General features: G+C 70.4%; 16 protein-coding genes. 7 read left to right on the forward strand and 9 right to left on the reverse strand.

Going from position 1 to position 19,108, the window contains the following annotated elements; all coding sequences use genetic code 11:
* The 3 genes from VFE05_18980 to VFE05_18990 form a co-directional block, all read left to right on the forward strand.
* A partial coding sequence (locus tag VFE05_18980; GenBank protein ID HET6232166.1) for a c-type cytochrome occupies positions 1–433 on the forward strand: 433 nt, incomplete at its 5' end.
* Positions 434–861: 428 nt separating this feature from the next.
* Complete coding sequence (locus VFE05_18985; protein ID HET6232167.1) at positions 862–2,334, forward strand: pitrilysin family protein; 1,473 nt, start codon at positions 862–864, stop codon at positions 2,332–2,334.
* Positions 2,334–3,779 carry a pitrilysin family protein gene (locus tag VFE05_18990; protein ID HET6232168.1) on the forward strand — a complete coding sequence of 482 codons (1,446 nt, stop codon included), beginning with the start codon at positions 2,334–2,336 and terminating at the stop codon, positions 3,777–3,779. The genes VFE05_18985 and VFE05_18990 overlap by 1 nt, the downstream gene beginning before the upstream one ends.
* Positions 3,780–3,988: 209 nt before the next feature.
* Here VFE05_18990 and VFE05_18995 read toward each other — a convergent pair whose 3' ends face one another.
* The 4 genes from VFE05_18995 to VFE05_19010 all read right to left on the reverse strand — a co-directional run bounded on the left by VFE05_18995 (position 3,989) and on the right by VFE05_19010 (position 8,206).
* Positions 3,989–5,512: an alkaline phosphatase D family protein gene (locus tag VFE05_18995; GenBank protein ID HET6232169.1), complete on the reverse strand. Its 1,524-nt coding sequence runs from the start codon at positions 5,510–5,512 to the stop codon at positions 3,989–3,991.
* A gap of 255 nt (positions 5,513–5,767) precedes the next feature.
* Entirely contained in the window at positions 5,768–6,454 is a 687-nt protein-coding gene (locus tag VFE05_19000; protein HET6232170.1) for a thymidine kinase, read from the reverse strand.
* Between the two features lie 113 nt (positions 6,455–6,567).
* Complete coding sequence (locus VFE05_19005) at positions 6,568–7,059, reverse strand: hypothetical protein (protein ID HET6232171.1); 492 nt, start codon at positions 7,057–7,059, stop codon at positions 6,568–6,570.
* Between the two features lie 370 nt (positions 7,060–7,429).
* A complete protein-coding gene (locus VFE05_19010) occupies positions 7,430–8,206 on the reverse strand; it encodes an alpha/beta hydrolase (protein HET6232172.1) in 777 nt (258 codons plus the stop codon).
* A 379-nt stretch (positions 8,207–8,585) separates the two neighbouring features.
* Between VFE05_19010 and VFE05_19015 the strand changes: the two genes are divergently transcribed.
* On the forward strand, positions 8,586–9,005 hold the full coding sequence (locus VFE05_19015) for a hypothetical protein (protein ID HET6232173.1): 420 nt from the start codon (positions 8,586–8,588) through the stop codon (positions 9,003–9,005).
* Between the two features lie 253 nt (positions 9,006–9,258).
* The gene (locus tag VFE05_19020; protein ID HET6232174.1) at positions 9,259–9,759 is read left to right on the forward strand and encodes a hypothetical protein; all 501 of its coding nucleotides are present in this window, start codon (positions 9,259–9,261) and stop codon (positions 9,757–9,759) included.
* A 187-nt stretch (positions 9,760–9,946) separates the two neighbouring features.
* Here the strand turns inward: VFE05_19020 and VFE05_19025 are convergent, their stop codons facing one another.
* Positions 9,947–11,794, reverse strand: coding sequence for a histidine kinase N-terminal 7TM domain-containing protein (locus VFE05_19025; protein HET6232175.1), 1,848 nt, complete (start codon positions 11,792–11,794; stop codon positions 9,947–9,949).
* 297 nt (positions 11,795–12,091) lie between these two features.
* On the opposite strand from VFE05_19025, the gene VFE05_19030 reads away from it, so the two are divergent.
* Together VFE05_19030 and VFE05_19035 are read left to right on the forward strand one after the other, a co-directional pair.
* A complete protein-coding gene (locus VFE05_19030) occupies positions 12,092–12,565 on the forward strand; it encodes an antitoxin Xre/MbcA/ParS toxin-binding domain-containing protein (protein ID HET6232176.1) in 474 nt (157 codons plus the stop codon).
* The gene (locus tag VFE05_19035; GenBank protein HET6232177.1) at positions 12,565–13,143 is read left to right on the forward strand and encodes an RES family NAD+ phosphorylase; all 579 of its coding nucleotides are present in this window, start codon (positions 12,565–12,567) and stop codon (positions 13,141–13,143) included. Before VFE05_19030 ends, VFE05_19035 begins: the two co-directional genes overlap by 1 nt.
* A 125-nt stretch (positions 13,144–13,268) precedes the next feature.
* Here the strand turns inward: VFE05_19035 and VFE05_19040 are convergent, their stop codons facing one another.
* From VFE05_19040 to VFE05_19055, 4 genes are all read right to left on the reverse strand, one after another.
* The gene (locus VFE05_19040; GenBank protein ID HET6232178.1) at positions 13,269–14,432 is read right to left on the reverse strand and encodes a sigma 54-interacting transcriptional regulator; all 1,164 of its coding nucleotides are present in this window, start codon (positions 14,430–14,432) and stop codon (positions 13,269–13,271) included.
* Positions 14,433–14,762: 330 nt separating this feature from the next.
* Positions 14,763–15,908 carry a hypothetical protein gene (locus VFE05_19045; protein HET6232179.1) on the reverse strand — a complete coding sequence of 382 codons (1,146 nt, stop codon included), beginning with the start codon at positions 15,906–15,908 and terminating at the stop codon, positions 14,763–14,765.
* Positions 15,905–17,218: an ABC transporter substrate-binding protein gene (locus VFE05_19050; protein ID HET6232180.1), complete on the reverse strand. Its 1,314-nt coding sequence runs from the start codon at positions 17,216–17,218 to the stop codon at positions 15,905–15,907. Before VFE05_19050 ends, VFE05_19045 begins: the two co-directional genes overlap by 4 nt.
* 225 nt (positions 17,219–17,443) lie before the next feature.
* Positions 17,444–19,108, reverse strand: a 1,665-nt coding sequence (locus tag VFE05_19055) for an NHLP bacteriocin export ABC transporter permease/ATPase subunit (protein HET6232181.1), incomplete at its 5' end; no start/stop codon positions are given.

Genomic DNA, 19,108 nt, shown 5'->3' on the forward strand with positions numbered 1-19,108 from the left:
GATGCGGGAGATGCGGGAGATGCGGGGCGGCCGGCGCTTCGGCGGACGCGCGGCATCGACGGTCTCGGCCGTGCTGGCGGTCACGATGATGGCCGCCTGCTCGCGCCCGGGCCGCCGCGACGCGGATGAGCGCGACGCCTCGCAGATCGCGATGGGGAGCCCGGAGCACGGCGCGGTGCTGATCCGCAAGTACGGCTGCGGGAGCTGCCACACCATTCCCGGCATCCCCGGGGCGAAGTCCACCGTGGGGCCGCCGCTGGCCGGCATCGCGGGCCGCTCGTACATCGCCGGCGTGCTGCCGAACAACCCCGACAACATGACCGCCTGGATCCACAACCCGCCCGCCGTGGATTCCAAGACCGCCATGCCGTACATGGGCATCTCCGCCGCCGAAGCCCGCGACATCGCCGCTTACATCTACACCCTCAAGTAGCCGCCGCCAGCGCGGGCATGGACATCATACCAACCCATCCGCATGTAGGGGTGCGATTTATCGCATCCGGAATGCCCCTGTCCGCGATTTCATCTACGTCCGCACATCTACCGGAATCCTTCCTCTTGTTCATCTGCCGTCCAGCCGTTCCTGCGATTCGCGCGCATAAACCACCGTCCGCGGGAGCCTATCCATCTTCCCCACCCGCAATTAAAGATGTTGACAGCGGATGCACTCCCGCTTAGGATCAACTAAACATCTAGTTGATCGCCTGCGCCACGAAGCTAGGCGTCAGATGCGCTGCTGTTGCGGCGTTCATCTCCGCGCCGCGAGCAACGGTTTTTGCCGCGGCGGCATCGAACGGTCGGCCCGAGCAGTTCCGCAGGTTATCTCCCCCACGCAGTCCAACCCCATCCCCGAGAGTGCCCATGACTCGAACGGTACGGTCCGCACGAGCCGCCCTGGCCGCAGCCTGCCTGCTGTACGGCGGCGCGGCGCGGGCGCAGAGCGGCGCACGAGCATCCGCCGGAATCGACGTGCCCACCATCCCCATGGTTCGCTACGTGCTGCCCAACGGGATGACGGCGCTGCTGAGCGAAGACCACTCGGCCCCCGTGGCCGCGCTCACGGTGTGGTATCACGTGGGGTCGAAGAACGAGAAGCCCGGCCGCACCGGCTTCGCGCACCTGTTCGAGCACATGATGTTCGAGGGGTCGCAGAACGTGGCCAGCGGCGAGCACCGGCGGCTGGTGCAGTCCATCGGCGGAAGCTTCAACGGCACCACCACCGAAGACCGCACCAACTACTTCGAGACGGTGCCCAGCAACCAGCTGGAGACGGCGATCTGGCTGGAGTCCGACCGCATGGCCACGCTGCTCGAGCGCCTCACGCAGGAGCGCCTGGACGCCGAGCGCGAGATCGTGAAGAACGAGCGGCGGCTGCGGGTGGACAACCAGCCCTTCGGCGTGGCCGACGAGGTGACGACGGCGGCGCTGTTCCCCGGCACCTACCCGTACTCGTGGCCCGTGATCGGGTCGATGACCGACCTGTCGGCGGCGTCGCTCGAGGACGTGAAGGACTTCTTCCGCACGTACTACGCGCCCAACAACGCCACCATCGCCATCAGCGGCGACATCGACGTGGCGCGCACCAGGCAGCTGCTGGACCGCTACTTCGGCGCGATCCCGCGCGGCCCCGCCATCGTCCGCCCGCGCCTGGCGGACCTGACGCTGCCGGCGGAGAAGCGGCTGGTGCTGGAGGACTCGCGCGCACGCGCCCCGCAGATCACCTTCAGCTGGCCCAGCGTGGGCAACCACGCGGCAGACCACTACGCGCTGGACGCGCTGGGGTCGGTCCTGACGCTGGACCGAACCAGCCGCCTGCGGAAGGTGCTCGTGTACGACCGGCAGCTCGCCAGCAACGTCTTCGCCTTCAACAACGCGTTCGAGGACGGCGGCTTCTTCCACGTCACGGTGACGCCGCGGCCCAACGCGTCTCTCAGCGACATCGAGGCGGTGGTCGACAGCGTGGTGGCCGCGGTCAAAACGGCGCCGCTCGCCCGGGCAGAGGTGCAGCGGGTGAAGAACTACGACCTGGTGGACGCCGTCACGGGCCTGCAGTTCAGCCTGGCCCGCGCCGAGAAGATGGCCGAGGGCGAGGTGTTCTATCACGACCCTCTCTCGTACCGCACCGACCTAGCCAAGTCCCAGGCCGTCACCCCGGCCGACGTGCAGCGCGTGGCGCGCCGCTACCTCACCCGCGGCCGCGTGGTGCTCAGCATGGTGCCGGCGGGCAAGCTGGACCAGGTGAGCAAGCCCTCGCTGCCGTACACCAACGTGACTCCGCGCGCCGCCGCCGCGACGGCCGCCGCCCCAACGACCACCGCCGGGGGGACGAACTGATGACGACCACGACGCGCGCCGCTTTCCGGCGCACCCTGGCGGCCGCCCTCGCGCTCGGCGCCGCCGCGACCTCGGCCGTCGCGCAGACGCCGCTGGACCGCTCGCACCGGCCGGTGGCGCCGCCCGCCGCGCCCTTCCGCCTGCCCACGGTGGAGATGCGCACGCTCAGCAACGGCATCTCCGTGGCCGTGATCCAGAACCACCAGATCCCGGTCGTCTCCGTCCGCACGGTGATCGACGCGGGAGGGCTGAACGATCCCGATGGGAAGGCGGGGCTCTCCGCCCTGGTGGCGGCCATGCTCAACGAGGGCACCACCACGCGCAACGCCGACCAGCTCGCGGAGGCGTTCGCCGACCTGGGGAACCCGGTCACGCCGCAGGGCTTCACCACCATCACCCGTAACCTCGACCGCTCCATCGAGCTGCTGGGCGACATGCTCATGCACCCCGCCTTTCCGCAGGTGGCGCTGGACCGCAGCAAGGCCAACACCGTCGCCAACCTGCGGCGTCTGCGCGAGCAGCCGGGCTTCCTGGCGGACCACGTCTTCAACTCGGTGGTGTTCGGCGCCTCGCACCCGTTCGCGCGCACGCCCAGCGAGCAGAGTGTGGGCGGCATCACGCGCGAGGACCTGGTGGCCTTTCACTCGGACTGGTACCGGCCGCAGAACGTGAAGCTCGTGGTGGTCGGCGACGTCACGCCCGACGTGGCGGCGCAGAAGCTGGAGCGCGTGTTGGGCGCCTGGCCGGCGGGCGGCAGGAAGGCCAGCTTCGACGTGCCCGCCCCGCGCGCGGCCGCGCCCACCACCATCTACCTGCTGGACCGCCCCAACTCGCCGCAGAGCACCGTGGTCGTGGGCACCGTGGGCCCTGGCCGCGACACGCCGGACTTCTACGCGCTCGACGCGATGAACACGGTGTACGGCGGCCTCTCGGGCAGCCGGCTCAACAGCAACCTGCGCGAGAAGCACGCGTTCACGTACGGCGCCAACTCGCAACTGGTGTGGCGCCGCCCGCCGCAGCCCGGCACCCTGCGCTCGTCGTCCGACATCGTGGCCGCCAAGACCGACAGCGCGCTGGTCGAGTGGATGAGCGAGCTGCGCGGCATCCGCGGCGCGCGCCCCATCGCCCCGGCCGAGCTGTCGTTCGCCAAGGACAACCGCACCGCCGGCCTCCCCCTGCGCTTCGAGACGGTGTCGCAGATGGCGCAGGCGGTGTCGGACCTCATCCAGAACGGCGTGCCCACGGACTTCTACAACACCTACTCCGAGCGCATCCGCTCGCTGAGCGGCGACGACCTGACCGCCGCCGCCACCAAGTACTGGGACCCGGACCACGCCGCCATCGTGGTCGTGGGCGACCGCAAGGTCGTGGAGCCCGGCCTCCGCGCCCTCCACCTCGCCCCCGTCGTGGTCGTCGACGAGAACGGCAACCCCGTCGAAAGCTGACGCTCCGACGCACATCGTCCGCCCCTGCTTCGGCGCGCATCACCCGTCCGGCATGCACGAAACCTCTCCCTCCCCCAGGTAGTTCTGGGGGAGGGGCAGGGGAGGGGGCCCGCCTCCGCCGCCTCCAATCTCCAGCACACGACGACACGACGAAGGGCCCGGCGCATCCCGCGCCGGGCCCTTCGTCTCATCCGCCGATTTTCTGCGCCTCAGCCGGGGCCGTTCAGGATCTGCGGAAGCAGGTCGCAATCGTCGCCGCGCTCCACGAAGTAGTCCACGCGCAGGTTGCCGCGGGGCTCCCACTCGCCGGGCTTGTCGTTGTCCTCCAGGTTGAGCACCACGAAGTTGCGCTGGGCCAGTATCACGTCTCGCGAGCCGTTGATGCGCACCAGCCGCCCCACGATGTCCGGTGTGCCCAGTTCGATCTCGCCGCCCGTGGCGAGCTTCATCAGCTTGAGCGTGATGCCGGACGGCGGCGGCGTCCCGATACCCGAAGACGTGACCTGGAAGATCCGTGGCGGCACCTGGCCGCCGCCGAGGTGTGCGGGGAGCTTGGAACGGATCTCGGCCAGCGCCGCCACGTGCACGTCGCCACCCAGCACCGTGACCTGAAGGCCTGGGTTGGCAGCCTGGACCCCGAACAGCCACTTGACGAGCCTCTGGCACTCGTTGCGGTTGTTGCTCGCCACCCACGAGTCGCGCAGGTCGTCTTCGATCTCCTCGGTGCCGGGCCACACCTTCAGGAGCGCCAACGCCGCGGCGACCGAGGCGTGCACGAGCGGGATGCTGGACACGACGTAGAGGCGCTTCAGCCCCTTCGCGTTCGCGTCCACCCATGCCTTGGCAGCCGCGATCTGTGCGTCGCCCAGAACGCGGCTGCGGTTCCACATGCGGTTGCTCCGCGTGTCGAGCAGCAGGAACCCTACGCGGCCGTGAGTCCACGCGCGCAGGAAGGACGATGCGGGGTCGACGGGGCCAGCCGAGTGGCTGACCTGGAACTCCGAGTACGCCTGTCGCGCGGCGGCGAAGAACGCCTGCTGCGGACCGTGGTCGTCGTCGTCATGCGACCCCCACCCGTCGTACACGTCGTGGTCGTCCCACGTCATCGCGTTGGGCACCGAAGCCAGCACCGCCGCCACTTCGGGCGCTCCCCACGTCTTCAGGTACAGGCCGCGGTACTGGTCGGCGAGGGCCGCCACGCGCTCGGTCTGCGAGGGGGTGAGCCCGCGGTTCGTGTGGTCGTTGTCGTGCTTCATCCAGATCACATCGGCGTAGATCTGGTCGCCGCCGTGGACCACCATGTCCACGTCTCCGGCGTCGATGTGGTGCTTCAGCTTCTTCCACACCACGAACCTGCGCTCCTCGGGCGTGAAGGCGTACGTGCCGTTGCAGCTCACGAACGCCACCCGCGGCGGGCGCTTGTCCGGCAGCAAGCGAAAGCTGTGTGTTCCCGCGGCGAACATCACGGTGCTCGTGGCGAGCGCCGCCGGCGCGGGGGCCGTGTCCACGGCGTAGGTGACCACCGCGGCAGGCGGCAGCCCCGTCAGCTTGAAGACGCCCACCCGGTACGCGCCCGCTGCCTGGAGCGGCAGGTCGAGGGTTGCGGCCTTCCCGTTTGCGCTCCAATGCAGGCGCGCCATCATGCCCGGCGCGGTGCCCGCCGGAACGGCGCAGAAGATGTTCGCGGTGGTGGACGTGCAGTGCCCGACGACGAGGGTGGACGGAGAGGCCATGGCTCACCGGCGTGGGAGGAGGGTGGATTCGGAGGGGCGTCGGGCAGATGGCGTGGGCCTGCTGAAGCGGTGTGGCCGCGGCCGACGTCCGGCGTCGGTGGTCGTGCAAAATAGTCCCCTATTGATCTTACGCAAGAGCGCCGTTCGCACAATGGTGGCCGACGACGAAGGGCCCGGCGCATCCCGCGCCGGGCCCTTCGTCCCTCCACCATCGACGATCTCGAATCGACGGATCCCGCCGCGATCCGCAGCGGCTCAGCTCACGCGCTTCAGGCTTTCGTGCGTGAGGACGACGGCATCTTCCGGCTCCGCGTCGATCAGGTCGAGCAGCGACGTCTGGAACCGGCTCTCGGACGGCACCTGGTGGCAGCGGCGGCAGCGTGCCTCGTAGCTCTCCGCCCCGCCCACCTGGATGATGGGCGCCTCGTACGGCGCCGGCTCGCCATCCACCAGGCGCTGGTTGCGCGTGGCCAGGTTGCCGCACAGAACGCAGATGGCGTGCAGCTTGTCCACCGTCTCGGCGATGGAGAGCACCGCGCCGATGGGGCCGAACGGCTCGCCGCGGAAGTCCATGTCGGTGCCCGCCACGATCACCCGCGTGCCCCGGTCGGCCAGCAGCGAAAGCACGTCCACGATGCCGTCGTCCAGGAACTGCACCTCGTCGACCGCGATCACGTGGGCGTCGCGGTGCGCCTTCTCGGCCAGCTCGAAGCTGGAGCGGATGGGCACCGCGTCCACGCCCGACCCGTCGTGCGAGCTGATGCGCTTGAGCCCGGCGTAGCGGTCGTCCAGCGCGCTCTTGAACACCTGCACGCGCCGCTTGGCGATGAGGGCGCGGCGCACGCGGCGGATCAGCTCCTCGCTCTTGCCGCTGAACATGACGCCGGTGATCACCTCGATCCAGCCGTGGCCCTCACCGTGGTACAGCGATACGTCTCTCACAACGGGGATGCTTCGTGCGGGAACGGAAGGGGTCCGCCGGGGATGCGGAGCGGGCGGAGGGTCGCACCCAAACTACCCCCCGCCGCGACGGCGGACAAGCCACGCGTGCGGCCTCAGCGGGGCCGGTTGCGGCGCTCGAAGACGACCTCTTCGGCCAGGATCATGTAGCGGATCATGCGCTCGCGCGCGTCCGGGAAGGCGTCCTGCCGGTCGCGGAAGCGGTCGTTGGAGACGATGCTGGCATCCAGCTCGCGCGCGAACGCCAGGATGAAGTAGTCCGCGTCGGTGCCCGCGGGCGCCTGGCGGATCTTGCCTTCCTCGATGTACGCCTCGTAAGCCGCCTTGTCGTCGATCTGGTGGCGCAGCGCCGCGTCGGTCAGCACCAGCGGCTCGTAGCCCTCGTCCACCAGCTTGCGGCACACCAGCTCTATGTTGTGCAGCAGCGGGTGCTCGCCTTCGCTGGAGTGGGCCACGTTGGAGCCGTCCACCAGCACCACCCGCTCCTCGCCTTCCGCACGGTGGTGCTCCGGCTCGGGAGCCGCGGCGGTGCGGGCGGGCGTCGGCGGGCGCGCCGCCGCGGGGGCACGATTGGCTTGGTCGTTCATTCTCGTCTCGGAATCTGGCCGGCGGTCAGGAGCGGCCCGCCACGTCTCGGAATCTGCCCCCTAACCGCACAGCGGGTGCCACCCAGGCCGGCGCCGCGTCAAGGCTCCACACGGACGGTCGGGAGATGCACGGCTGGAATCGCTTCCCCGCGTTCCATCTGCCGATGAACACGCGGGTGAACGTCGGGAGACGAATATCGGCAGATGGGCTCGCATCCCACATCAGGAGCGATCTCCAAAGTCGATGCGAGGAGTCTTCAGCGGATGAGCAGCGGTGATGACGACAGTCGCGGGAGATGCTGTAGATGCGGACGCGACGAGCGGCCGCTGTTCGATCGGGGCGGGGATTCGGCGGATGCGAGGCGATCCGTCAGCCCGCCTGGGCGGTGGCGGCGGGGCCGCGGAGGCGGTCGGCGAGCCAGCCGGCCGTCCACTCGATCGCGTCGGGCGGGAGGATGTGGCCGGCATTGAACCAGCGGATCTCCTTCGGCTCGCCCGCCGCGGCGAAGAGGCGCTCGGCCTGCTCCGGGCGCACTGTGCGGTCGTTCCGGCCGTGCACCATCAGCAGCGGCCGGCCGGCGAGCTTGCGGACGGCGCGCACCGGGTCCGCCACGCCGCGCGCAATGCTGGCGAGCGGCGTTCCGCCCGGCAGGTCGCCGCCCGCGGCCAGGACGACGGCGCGGAGCTGCCTGTCGTCGGCCGCGAGCTGCACGGAGAGGAAGGAGCCGAGCGAGTAGCCCAGCACGGCGGTGCATCCCGCGTCGATCTCGCGGCGGGCGCGCAGGTAGTGCGCCGCGAGCTGCGTCTCCGTCCGCGCCTGGCGCCAGAGCGAGAAGATGGCGAGCGGGTTGCGCGCCGCCTGCATCTGCAGAGGGTCCGCGCGCGTGCCGTGCAGCGGCAAGTCCACCGACAGGCTGGCGATTCCGCGCCGCAGCAGTGCCGGCCCGATGCTCTCGGACAGGTGCTCCTTCCGCGACGAGTAGCCGTGCAGCATCAGCACGCCGGGCACCGGGCCGGACGCATGGGGCAGCAGGAGCACGCCGGGGATGGGCTCACCGATGGTGCGGAACTCGAGCAGCACGCGGCGGCCGCCGGGGACCGCCGTCTCGGAGCGCGTGGTCTGATGGATCTGCAGCTTGCTCGCCATGCCCGCCTTGCGAGGCAAGAACGCTGCCGGACCGCACTTGCGCCCCCGAACGGCGGCGGTGCCTGGAACGCCTTTCCGCCGTACCCGAAAGATGATGTACGGCGGGAGACTCGCGCGGCGTGATGCGTCGGCGTGCGCGGATGGCGCGAGGCTCCTGCCGGGGCGGGGAGACCCCGGACGGAGGCGGGCCAGGCAGTATCGGCCCGCCGGAGGAGGAGGCTGCCCGCCCCCGCGGAGGAGACCGGCAGCAGTACCGCCGGGCTCCGTAGCGGTCCGCGCGACGCAACTTCCGTCCGCCGCCCGTTCTCGCCCCGACACATCGGCAGGCGCGCAGGGCCGGACGGATTGCCCGCGCCGCGAACCCGCACTAAGATCCGGCATGACCCGACGATCCTCGCTCCGCAACCGCGCCATGCGATACTCCGCCGCCCCGCTCGCAGTCCTGCTCCTGCTCGCCGCGTGCGGCAGCGACAACCCGGCCGTCCCGAACGCGGTGCCGGTAACCGGGCACTGGACCGGCACGACCACCGGCGCCGCGGGCACGTTCACCTTCGCGCTGGACCTGAAGGAGAGCGGGCAGGACGTGACCGGCACGGGCACCGTGGCCGCCGCCTCGTCCACGGTCCCCGTGACGGTGACCGGCACGCACGTGCTGACTTCGCTGGGCCTGCGCCTCGCCGCGCCCGGCTACGTGGACGTCACCTACAGCAGCACCCTCAACGCCCGCGCCGACTCCGCCGCCGGGACGCTGGTCGGCTCGTCGCTCGACGCGCTGACGCTGTCCATCGTCCGCCGCTGACCGGCCGACGACGGCCGAGCCACATCCCACCCGACTTCCGCGCTTCCTGCCGCCGCAGCCTTCTCGATCACGTCGCTTCCGTTGATGCGATGTTCCTGCCGGAGTTCCGTGCGTCGCGGGTGCGGCGGCCGGGAACCATCGCCCGGCTGGGGAGTTCCACCACGGCAGCGGGCGGCGAAGGCGTGACGGCGCCGCCCTTCCTCCCTCCCGTCCAGCGGGAGGGCCGATCGTGAACCGTATCCTCACGGCTCCCATGAAGAAGCAAGCTTTCGCGGGCCTTCTGATCGCGCTCGCCACGGCTGCCGGCACCCGCCACGCCGCCGCGCAGACCGGCATGCTCCCCATCTCCGCCGAGGTCCGCGTGGACGTGGGCATCCCCGTGAACACCGCACGCGAAATCGCCAAGACGGGCGTAGGCTTCATTGCAGACGCGGCGCTAACCCTCACGCCGCGCTTTGCGGTGTACGGCGGATACAGCCGCTTCAACTTCGACAGCAAGACCGCCGGAATCGAAGTGCGCGACGACGGGTTCGACGTGGGCGGCAAGGCGCTGCTGGGCACCGGCGGCGGGCAGTACATGTCGTTCGTCCAGGTCGGCGCGCTCTTCCACAACGGCGACACGGGCTTCGAAGCCCGCCTTGGCGGCGACTACCCGCTTGGCGGCGGCCTCACGCTGACGCCCGCCATCGGCTACCGGAAGATCAGCGACTTCGACTACGTCACCGCCGGCGTGGGCCTCTCGGTTCACCTGTAGCACCAGACGCTATCGACTCAGAGAGGGGCTGCCTTCCGCGTGGGAGGCAGCCCCTCTGCTCATACGCATCCTTGTCCGCCGATCGAAGTGCGTCTTCGAACACGTCAATCTCCCGTATCCCATCGCAGTTCCATACGGTGAGCGTGTGCGACGAATCCCGGGAAGGGCGGTGTGTGGCGCTCGATCCTCAGCCCGTTGCGGGTGCCAGCGTCGCGGGACGTGGGATGCCTGGCAGGGCGATGGAGTCCGGCACCGTGGCAGGCGTGTCGATCTCTGCCGGGAGGGTGATGGTGAATCCGGTGCCGCGGCCGGGCTCGCTCTCCACGCCGATCTCGCCGCCCAGCATCTCGCAGAACCGGCGGGTGATGGTGAGGCCCAGGCCGGTGCCGCCGTAGCGCCGCGTGGTGGACGCGTCGGCCTGCGTGAACGGCTGGAAGAGGCGCCCCATCTCCGCCTCCGTCATCCCGATTCCCGTGTCGGTCACGCGGAAGGCGACGCGGCGGCCGTCCTCCGTCCGCTCGACGGCGACGGTTACGGTGCCGCGCTCGGTGAACTTCAGGGCATTGCTGAGCAGGTTCAGCAGCATCTGCCGCAGCTTGGTGACGTCCGTGCGCATGGTGCCCAGGTCCGGCCGGCTCTCCATCCGCAGCTCGTTGCCGCGCTTGGCCGCGAGCGGGCGAACGGTCGCCAGCACCTCGCCCAGCAGCGCCGCAAGGCCGAACGTCTCCGGGTAGATGTCCATCTTCCCCGCCTCGATCTTCGACACGTCCAGGATGTCGTTGATCAGCCCCAGCAGCGACCGGCCGGAGTCGCGGATGCGTTCCAGGTCTGGCGACAGCTCGTCCAATCCGCGGTCCTCAACCTCCTCCATCAGCAGTTCCGAGAAGCCGATGATGGCGTTGAGCGGCGTGCGCAGCTCGTGGCTCATGTTCGCCAGGAACTGCGTCTTGGTGAGGCTGGCCTGCTCCGCGACCTCCTTCGCGACGCGCAGCTCCTCCTCGCCGCGTTTGCGCTCTGTCACGTCGTGCATCACCAGCAGCTTGCCGCTGAGGAAGCCCTTGGGATCCAGCAGCGGCGAGATGCGCAGGTCGTAGTCGCGGCGCGCGTCGCCTTCGCCCAGGCGGATCTCGGCCTGCGCGGCGCCCGTCGCGGGGTTCGGACGGATGCCGTCGGCCCACGCGCTCAGCACGTGCGACGCCATCTTCCCGATCCCCACCTCCGCCAGCGGCCCGATGATGCGGCGCGCGGCCGGGTTCAAGTCCACGATTCGGCTCTCCGCGTCGAGCACCACCACCGCGTCGCTCATTCCCTCGATTACCGCGTCGCGCGCCACCGGGACGATGTCGAACAGCCGGAACCGGAACACGCCCCACGCCAGCGCGATGCCGCTCAGCGTGAAGAGGAAGGGCATCGGGTTCGCGGCAAAAGTCACGAGCCGCAGGTAGTACAGCACGTTGCCCAGCCACGGCAGGATGGCCGCGATCAGCAGCACCCGCGCCTGCCGCCGCTGGAGCGCGGATCCCTCGCCCGCGCTCCCCAGCAGCAGCAGGATGCTGAGCGTGATAAGGGCCCACGCGTAGACGAGGTGGAACCAGAAGAGGGGCCCGGCAGTGTTGTTGGTGACCACCAGCCCGCCGCGCACCGACAGCTCGAACTTGCTCCAGTACAGCCCGTGCAGCTCGTTCGTGAAGATGAGCGCCAGCGTCACGACGGGCACCGCCGCGATCACCGCCAGTCTCCGCCGGGTCAGCCACGCGGTGCGCCCCGTGTGCTGGAGCACCAGGATCAGCCACCCCACCGGCACCATCGTGGCGCCCAGATGCAATAGCTTCGCGGACCACAGCTTGGCCTCCAGCCCCGTCGCGGCGAAGTACAGCGCGTCCACCAGCGACCACACGGCCGAGGCCGTCATCAGCAGCATGAAGCCGGACGCGCCGGTCACGTTGCGGTGGCGCCACGCGTACACGGCCAGCGCCGCCGAGATCGCGCCGGACACGAGCAGGGGAACGAGATGAGGTGTGTACTGCCAGGTCATCGTGGCGTGCGGAGGGGAGCGGGCGTGGGCGGGACGGCGGGACGTGCCGTCCGGAGGCGGCTGGGCAGGAGACGTCGGAGCAGCTCGCGCGTCATGCCGAGGCGCGGGTCTGCCTGGGGGAAGATAGACGGCACCCGCACGGGCGCAATCCTGTTGCGTGCCTGGGAAGTAGAGCCGGAAGCGCTGTCGGGAGATGTTGCGAACGCGGTATATTGCGTGCGAGGAGCGAATTCTCTTGTGTGATGATGAATTGCGCATTAAATTCGTTGCGTGAACCTCGACGCCGGGAGAACTCGCATGCCACGCCGCAAACGTCCCGAAGGTGAAACGGTCTACGAAACCGCCGCCCAGCGCGCCCGCCGGCCGGCGCAGGTCCGCGAGGTGCTCGCCGCCGAAGAGTACGCCTCCGCCGCGTACGCCCCGCTCCTCGACAGCGTGGGCCAGACGTTGCGCTACGCCTCGTACCTGAACGCGCGGCGGGGCTTCTCCACCGACGCGGCGCTCGCCGAGGTGTTCCCGGTGAGCCCCAGCCGCGTCACCCGCTGGAAGCAGGGCCATCCCCCCGAAGCCGAGAACGCGCGCCTGCTGCGCGACCTAGGCATCGTGGTCTCCCTGCTCGACGGCTTCGTCGACGAGGACGCCATCCACGACTGGCTGCACGGGACGAACGCGCACCTGGGCAACCGCCGCCCCGTCGACGTCGTCCGCGACGGGCGCCTCTCCGAGGTCGTACGTGCCCTCGAGGCCGAGAAGAGCGGCGCCTTCGCCTGATGATGGCCGAGGCGGCGGGGCTCTCGTGCTGGCGCGCGTTCCCGTGGGACCCCGCCGCGGCGGACGGGGAGCCGTTCTCGCCGCGGTTCGTGCCGCCGGTGCAGGGGAGCGGGCGTTTCGACCTGGGCGCCCCGCTCGTGCTCTACATGGCCGAGTCGCCCGCGCACGCCGTGGGCGAGGTGATGCAGTCGTTCCGCGGGTGCCTGGTGGGGGCCACTCACCTGCGCCGGTTCGGCAAGGCGCTGGCGGTGGTGGAGGTCAAGCTGCCGCGCGAAATCCCGGGCAGGCTGGCCGACCTGACCGATCCTGCGATCCTGTCCAGCCTGGGCATCCGCCCGGATGCGCTGGCGAGCCGGGACGTGCAGCGGACTCAGTCCATCTCCCGGTCGCTCTTCCGCGCGGGCTACCCCGGCTTCCGCTGGTGGTCGTCGCTGATGGGCGACTGGCACACAGTGGTGCTCTTCCTGGACCGTGTGCCCGTCTCCGACCTCTCGTACGGCCAGCCGCAGGCGCTCTCGTTGGCGCATCCCGCCATGCAATCCGCCGCTTCCCTGCTCGGGTTCAGGCTTGATCGGTAGATGTTGTACCGAGAAGGTGAAGACAGCCGTAGAAAGTGAAGCCCCGGTGCGAAAATTCGCGCCGGGGCTTCGTCTCGTCATTCTCCTCGGGACGCCATCGATCAGCTTGCCGACCCCCCCCGCCGTCAGACGTGTAGCTCGGGCTTGAGGCGGTGGTGGCGGAGGAAGTCCATAAACTTGAGGTAGTCTTCGGCCTGGAGGCCCAGGAGCTTGAGCAGGCGCTTGTAGCTACCGTTGGTCTGGCGGAGGCCGCGGGCCACGATCTGCCGCACCTCGCTGCGGCTCAGCTCGCGGTCCAGGAAGGGCGTGTGGACCACCAGCCAGAAGCTCTCGCCGCCGCGGACCATGCGCTCGTAGCAAGCCTCGACGGTTCCGTTGGCGTGGGCGGCGCCATTCCCGTTGCCGTTCGCCACAGTGTACGAATGACCTTCGCCGGAGGGCTCCAGCGCGTCGGCGAACTCGCGCGGCTGGATGACCTCGCCGTCGGCGAGGTGGAAGCCCATGTCCACCAGGCTGCGGAGCTCGCGTACGTTTCCGGGCCAGTGGTACGTTCGCAGCGTCTCCGAAGCCGAGGGGGAGAGGCGCTTGCGGTTGGACCAGCGCGAGTTGAGCAGGCCCAGGTAGTGGCCCGTGAGAAGCTCCCAGTCGTCGCCGCGCTCGCGAAGTGCGGGGACGTGGAGCCACAGGTAGCGGAGCCGGTAGAAGAGGTCCGCGCGGAAGGTGCCTGCCTTGACCATGGGCCGCAGGTCGCGGCTGGTGGCGGCGATCACCCGCACGTCCACGCGCCGCACGCAACTGCCGCCCACGGGCACCACCTCGCCCTCGCCGAGGGTGCGGAGGAGCATGGCCTGGGCGCCGGGGGTCAGCTCGCCGATCTCGTCGAGGAAGACGACGCCGCCGTTGGCTTCCTCGAAGATTCCGCGGTGGTCGCCGATGGCGCCGGTGAAGCTGCCCTTCTTGTGGCCGAACAGCTCGCTGGCGATGAGGTTGCCGTCGTTGTACTGCGCGCAGTTGATGCGCAGGAAGGGCCGGCCGGCGCGCGGCCCCAGCAGGTACAGCGCCTTGGCGAACAGCTCTTTGCCCGTGCCCGTCTCGCCGGTGATGAGCACGGGGCTCTCCGACCGCGCGAACCGCTGGATCTTCTCCTGTGCCTCCAGCAGGCACGGGTCCACCCCGATCAGCTTCACCGCCTCCTTGCGCCCCCAGTGGCGCACCGACAGCTCTTCCACGCTGCGCGCCAGCTCCGACTGGTCCTGCCGAATACAGCTTTCCAGTGCGATCGCCACCATGGGTCACCCGCGCGTACGAAGGTTTCCAGCTCAACCGGGGTACCGCCCTTACGGAAAGCCGGGAGGGCGGGGCAAATAGAGGGGTGCTTCTCGCCAGCCAAAGTGAGGAGGCCGGCGTTTTTGTGGCTCGGAATGGGCTTGCCGCCTGGCACACCCCTCCCCGCCGCAATGCGCGGAAGGGACAGGGTGCGTATATCCCGTGGAGGCCGGAGTGCGCACAGAAGCGCGCAACTGAAACTGCGCCGACGTGCTCCGTGCTTCTCCGCGGCGTCCTGTAACGGACGGGGATCGTACACTACTGCGGATTCGTATTGGTGTCAATACGTGTCGTCAACCGGGCGTCGCGGCTGTGACGGCTGTCTCTCTCAGGCGCTCGCCCGCTCCCGCCGACGCGAGTTCTTCGAGCGTGGTGGATGCGAGAAGGGCGATGATGCGCGCCTTCTCTTCCGGCGAGGTCCAGGCTTCCGTGCGGGCGCGGTCGAACGCCGCGAGCGCGCTCACGGCGGCGTGGACGAGCGACTGGAGGACGCGGAATGCGGCGTCGCCCAGCGGGGGCTTGCCGCGGTAGTTCGCCAAGCGCCCGCCCTCGCGGAAGCGAGGGAAGTCCTCCATCCCCAGGAAGCGCAGGAGCCAGTCCGGCCGGAAGCGGCCCGCGGCGGCGGCGATGCCCATGTAGTCGGCGATCAGCTCGTCGTGCACGGTGTTGCGCATCGACCCGAAGACGCGGCGGGTGAAGTAGTGCGTGCACTCGTGCTCCAGGCGGATCCGAAGCGAGAGATCCGCCCACTCGCCGTCGTCCACCCCCAGCGCGGCGGCAGGGACGCCGCTGTACGGGCTGCGGCTGAGCAGGACGAAGCGGTCCTGGTAGAGCTCCTTCCGGGGGACGATCTCGCGGAAGCGGGCTGCCCAGCCGTCTCCCGGCGTGCCGGGATTCTCCCGCTCCCAATCTCCCCTGAGCGAGGCGACGCGGTCCCAGTTGTTGAAGCCGGCCACGATGCACGCGCCCATCGACGCAGGGATCGGGTCCGGCTCGTTGCGGCGGGCGAGCGCGCGGACCAGGGTGACGAAATCCTCCCGGTCATCCGCGATGACAACGGGGAGATGGCCGGCGGGCGTGGGATGGATGCGGATCTCCAGCCGCTCGCGCGCGCGCAGCCTCACCGCATCTCCCGATTCCGGCGGGGGGATGCCGCGCTTGGTCGCCGCCTGGTAGGCGTCGGTTGCGCTCACGCCCGCGGCGACGGGGAAGCGCAGCTGCACCAGGCGCTCGCGGAGCACGGCCCACGCGCCGCGCGTCTCCGCCTCGTGCGCGTACGACTCCCAGGCGGCGACGAAGGGCTCGTCGGGGAGAGGAAACGGTCCGGACTCGGCGGGGATCTCGAATGGCGACTGGCCGTACGCGAGCAGCTCTTCGGCCTCGGCCTCCGTGGCGCCGTGGGCGCGGAGGACGTCCGCGCGGAAGTCGCGCGCGTTCATTCGGTGCGCCCGCCGGCGGCCCGCCCCGCATCTCCCGGTCCCGACGGCTGGCCTGCCCGGAGCGAGGTACGCGCGGGGACCGCGGCCGGTGCGGCGCCGGGGATGCCGTGCGACTCGTCCAGGTACTCCCAGCGGCCGGCGTGCGCGACCATCTTGCGCACCGGCTTGTCCACCAGGTCACCGTGGTCGTCGAAGGTGAAGGGGCCGGTCACGCCCTGCCAGGCGTGCGTGGAGCGCAGCGCCGCGGCGATGTGCTCCGGCGTGGGGGTGGGCGTGCGGCGCATGGCCTGGGCGAGCACGCCCACCGCGTCGTAGCCCAGCGCGGCGCCCACGTCGGGCTGCACGCCGTAGCGCTTGCGGAACGCGTCCACGAAGCGGCGCACCTCGGGCCGTACGTCGCCCGCGTGGAAGGCGGAGGCGACCACGGTGCCCTCCACCGCGCTGCCGCCTACCCGTAGCGCGTCGGGTATGCCCAGCGCGTCGCCGCCCAGGATGGGCGCGCGGATGCCCTGGCGGCGCAGCTCGGCCACGAAGAGCGGCCCCTGCGGCGCCTCGCCGGCGATGAAGACGGCGTCGAGGTTCAGCCCCTTCCAGTCCGCCACGATCTGCTCGGTGCCGCGCTGGCTGGCGTCGGCGTTGGGGTCGTACGACTGGCGCGCGGCGATCTCCATCTGCAGCTCGGCGGCGCGCTCCTCGAACGCGTTGGCGAGGCCGCGGCCGTACGGGTTGCGCACGTAGAAGATGGCGACGCGCCGGTAGCCGTGCGCCGCCGCGTAGTCCGCCATCCCCCGGCCCACGCGCGCGTCGGTGAACGTGGCGCGGAACACCCGCCGGTAGCCGCGCCCCGTCAGCTCCGGGTCCGTCGCGGCGGGGGAGACGAGGGGGATGCCGGCCAGGTCGTAGACGGCGGCGGCGGGCACGGTCACGTACGACTGGAGGTGGCCGATGACGGCGACCACGTCGGGGTCCTTCGACAGGCGCTGGGCGACGAGGCTCCCCTCGTCGACCGACTCGCCGTCGTCTTCGCGGAGGATGCGCAGGTGGCGGCCGTGGATGCCCCCGGAGGCGTTGACCTCGTCGACCGCCATCTCCATCCCCTGGCCGTACAGCAGCCCGGCGCGCGCCTTCCACGGCCAGGCGGCGCCCACCACGATGTCGCCTGTGCCGTGCTCGGCGCGGTAGGCGCGTTCCTCCGCCACGTCGCGGCGAGGACCGCAGGCGGCGAGGACGATGGCGGCGGCGAGCGCGGCGCGCGGTGCGGGGGAACGCATGGGGTGCCTGTGGGAGATGTGGGGATTCACGTCGTTCATGTCGCGCATCGGCGGAGGCGCATCGGCCGGGGGCGAACGTCGGCCGTGCATCCACCGTCCTTCGAACCTCGCCGCCGATGCCCATCAGCCGAATCGCGATCCGCTGATCGACCGAACGCGATCGGCCGAAGCCGGATCAGCCGATTTCGATCGGTAGATGCTTGCCGGCCGATGCACGGCGGCGGATGTGGGGCGGATCTACGAAGTCTGCGTCCTCCGGCCGCGTCACGCGAGCTGGCGCTTGGCGAGGTCGGCAAAGGGGCCGGCCTGGCGCATCAGGTCGTCGTAGGCGCCGCTCTGCACGATGCGGCCGGACTTGACGACGACGATGCGGTCGGCGCCGGCCACGGTGCTCAGTCGGTGGGCGATGACGACGCGCGTGGCCTGGAGGCCCGCCAGCGACTCGCGGACGATGGCCTGCGTGCGGTTGTCGAGCGCGCTGGTGGCCTCGTCGAAGAAGAGGATGCGGGGCCGCGTGACCACCGCGCGGGCGATCATCAGCCGCTGGCGCTGGCCGCCGGAGAGCGTGCTGGCGCCCTCGCTCACCACGGTGTGCATCCCCATGGGCATCGCCTTGATGTCCGCGTCCAGCCCGGCCATCCGCGCGGCCTCCCAGGCGTCGTCGAGCGTGCAGAGGGAGGAGCCGACGATGTTGCTGAACACGTCGCCGGGCATCAGCCGGCCGTTCTGGAGGACCACGCCTATCTGCCGGCGCACGGCCAGCACGTCCAGCCCGCCCAGCTCCTGCCCGTCGTAGTAGATGGAGCCGGACTCGCACGACTCGAAGCCCAGCAGCACGCGCAGCAGCGTGGACTTGCCGGAGCCGGAGGGGCCCACGAGGGCTACGAACTCGCCGGGTTTGACGTGGAGCGACAGGTCGTCCATCGCCCACGGCCCGTCGGCCGTGTAGCGGAAGCGCAGGTGCTGCACCTCGATCTCCCCTGCCAGAGCGCCGGGGTCCGCGCGGCCAAGGTCGGACTCGGGCAGGGCGGTGAGGATGGGGCTGGCGTTCTCGTAATACGGGATCACGGTGAGCATCGCCACCAGCGCCGCGCTGGTGGAGAGGATGGCCGCCTGGAACGAGCCGAACGCGGCGAGGAAGGCCAGCAGGTCGCCGGTGCGGACGGCGTGGTCGCTGCTCAGCCGCTGGGCCGCGAAGGCGAAGATGACCAGCGCGGCGAGCGTGGGGAACGCGGCGTTGAAGGCGGCGAGCACGGTCCCGATGCGGCGCACGGCGAAGCGCAGCCGCCGCTGCTCGCCGAACTTCTTGGCCCACATGGCGAACGCCTGCACCTCCGCGCCCGCCACGCGGAGCTTGGAGATGCCGGTGAGGAACTGGAAGACGGTGCCCGATATCTCCGCCTGGAGCTTGGACAGCTCGCGCTGATGGCGGAGCTGGAGCCAGCTCGCGACGAGGGATACGGCGACGGCGATGCCCACGAGCAGCGTGGCCCACTTCGCCAGCGACGCGTCGTAGATGAAGAGCAGGGCGAAGTTGAAGAGCGAGAACAGGGTGCCGATGAGCGCCGTGACCGTGGCGCCGGAGAGGATCTGGCGGATGGCGTCGATGCCCATGGCCCGCGTGGCGAGGTCGCCCGCGGTGTAGCCGCGGAAGAAGCCCACCGGCAGCGAGAGCAGGCGGTCCCACAGCGCGGACTGGAGCGCCGAGGTCATCTTCCCCTCGATGCGGATCAGCGCCAGGGTGCGCGTGACCTGGAACATCGCCCCGGCGATGGCGAGGGCGAGCAGGACCACGGTGGACTGGAAGAGCTGGCCCCGCTCGGCGCCGGGGATGACCGTGTTGAAGATGACGCCGATGGCCACCGGGCTGAGCGCCGCGATGGCGCCGCCCGCCGCGCCCAGCAGCAGCACGGCGGTGAGGTCGCGCCC

The organism is Longimicrobiaceae bacterium (assembly GCA_035696245.1).
Classification (GTDB): domain Bacteria; phylum Gemmatimonadota; class Gemmatimonadetes; order Longimicrobiales; family Longimicrobiaceae; genus DASRQW01.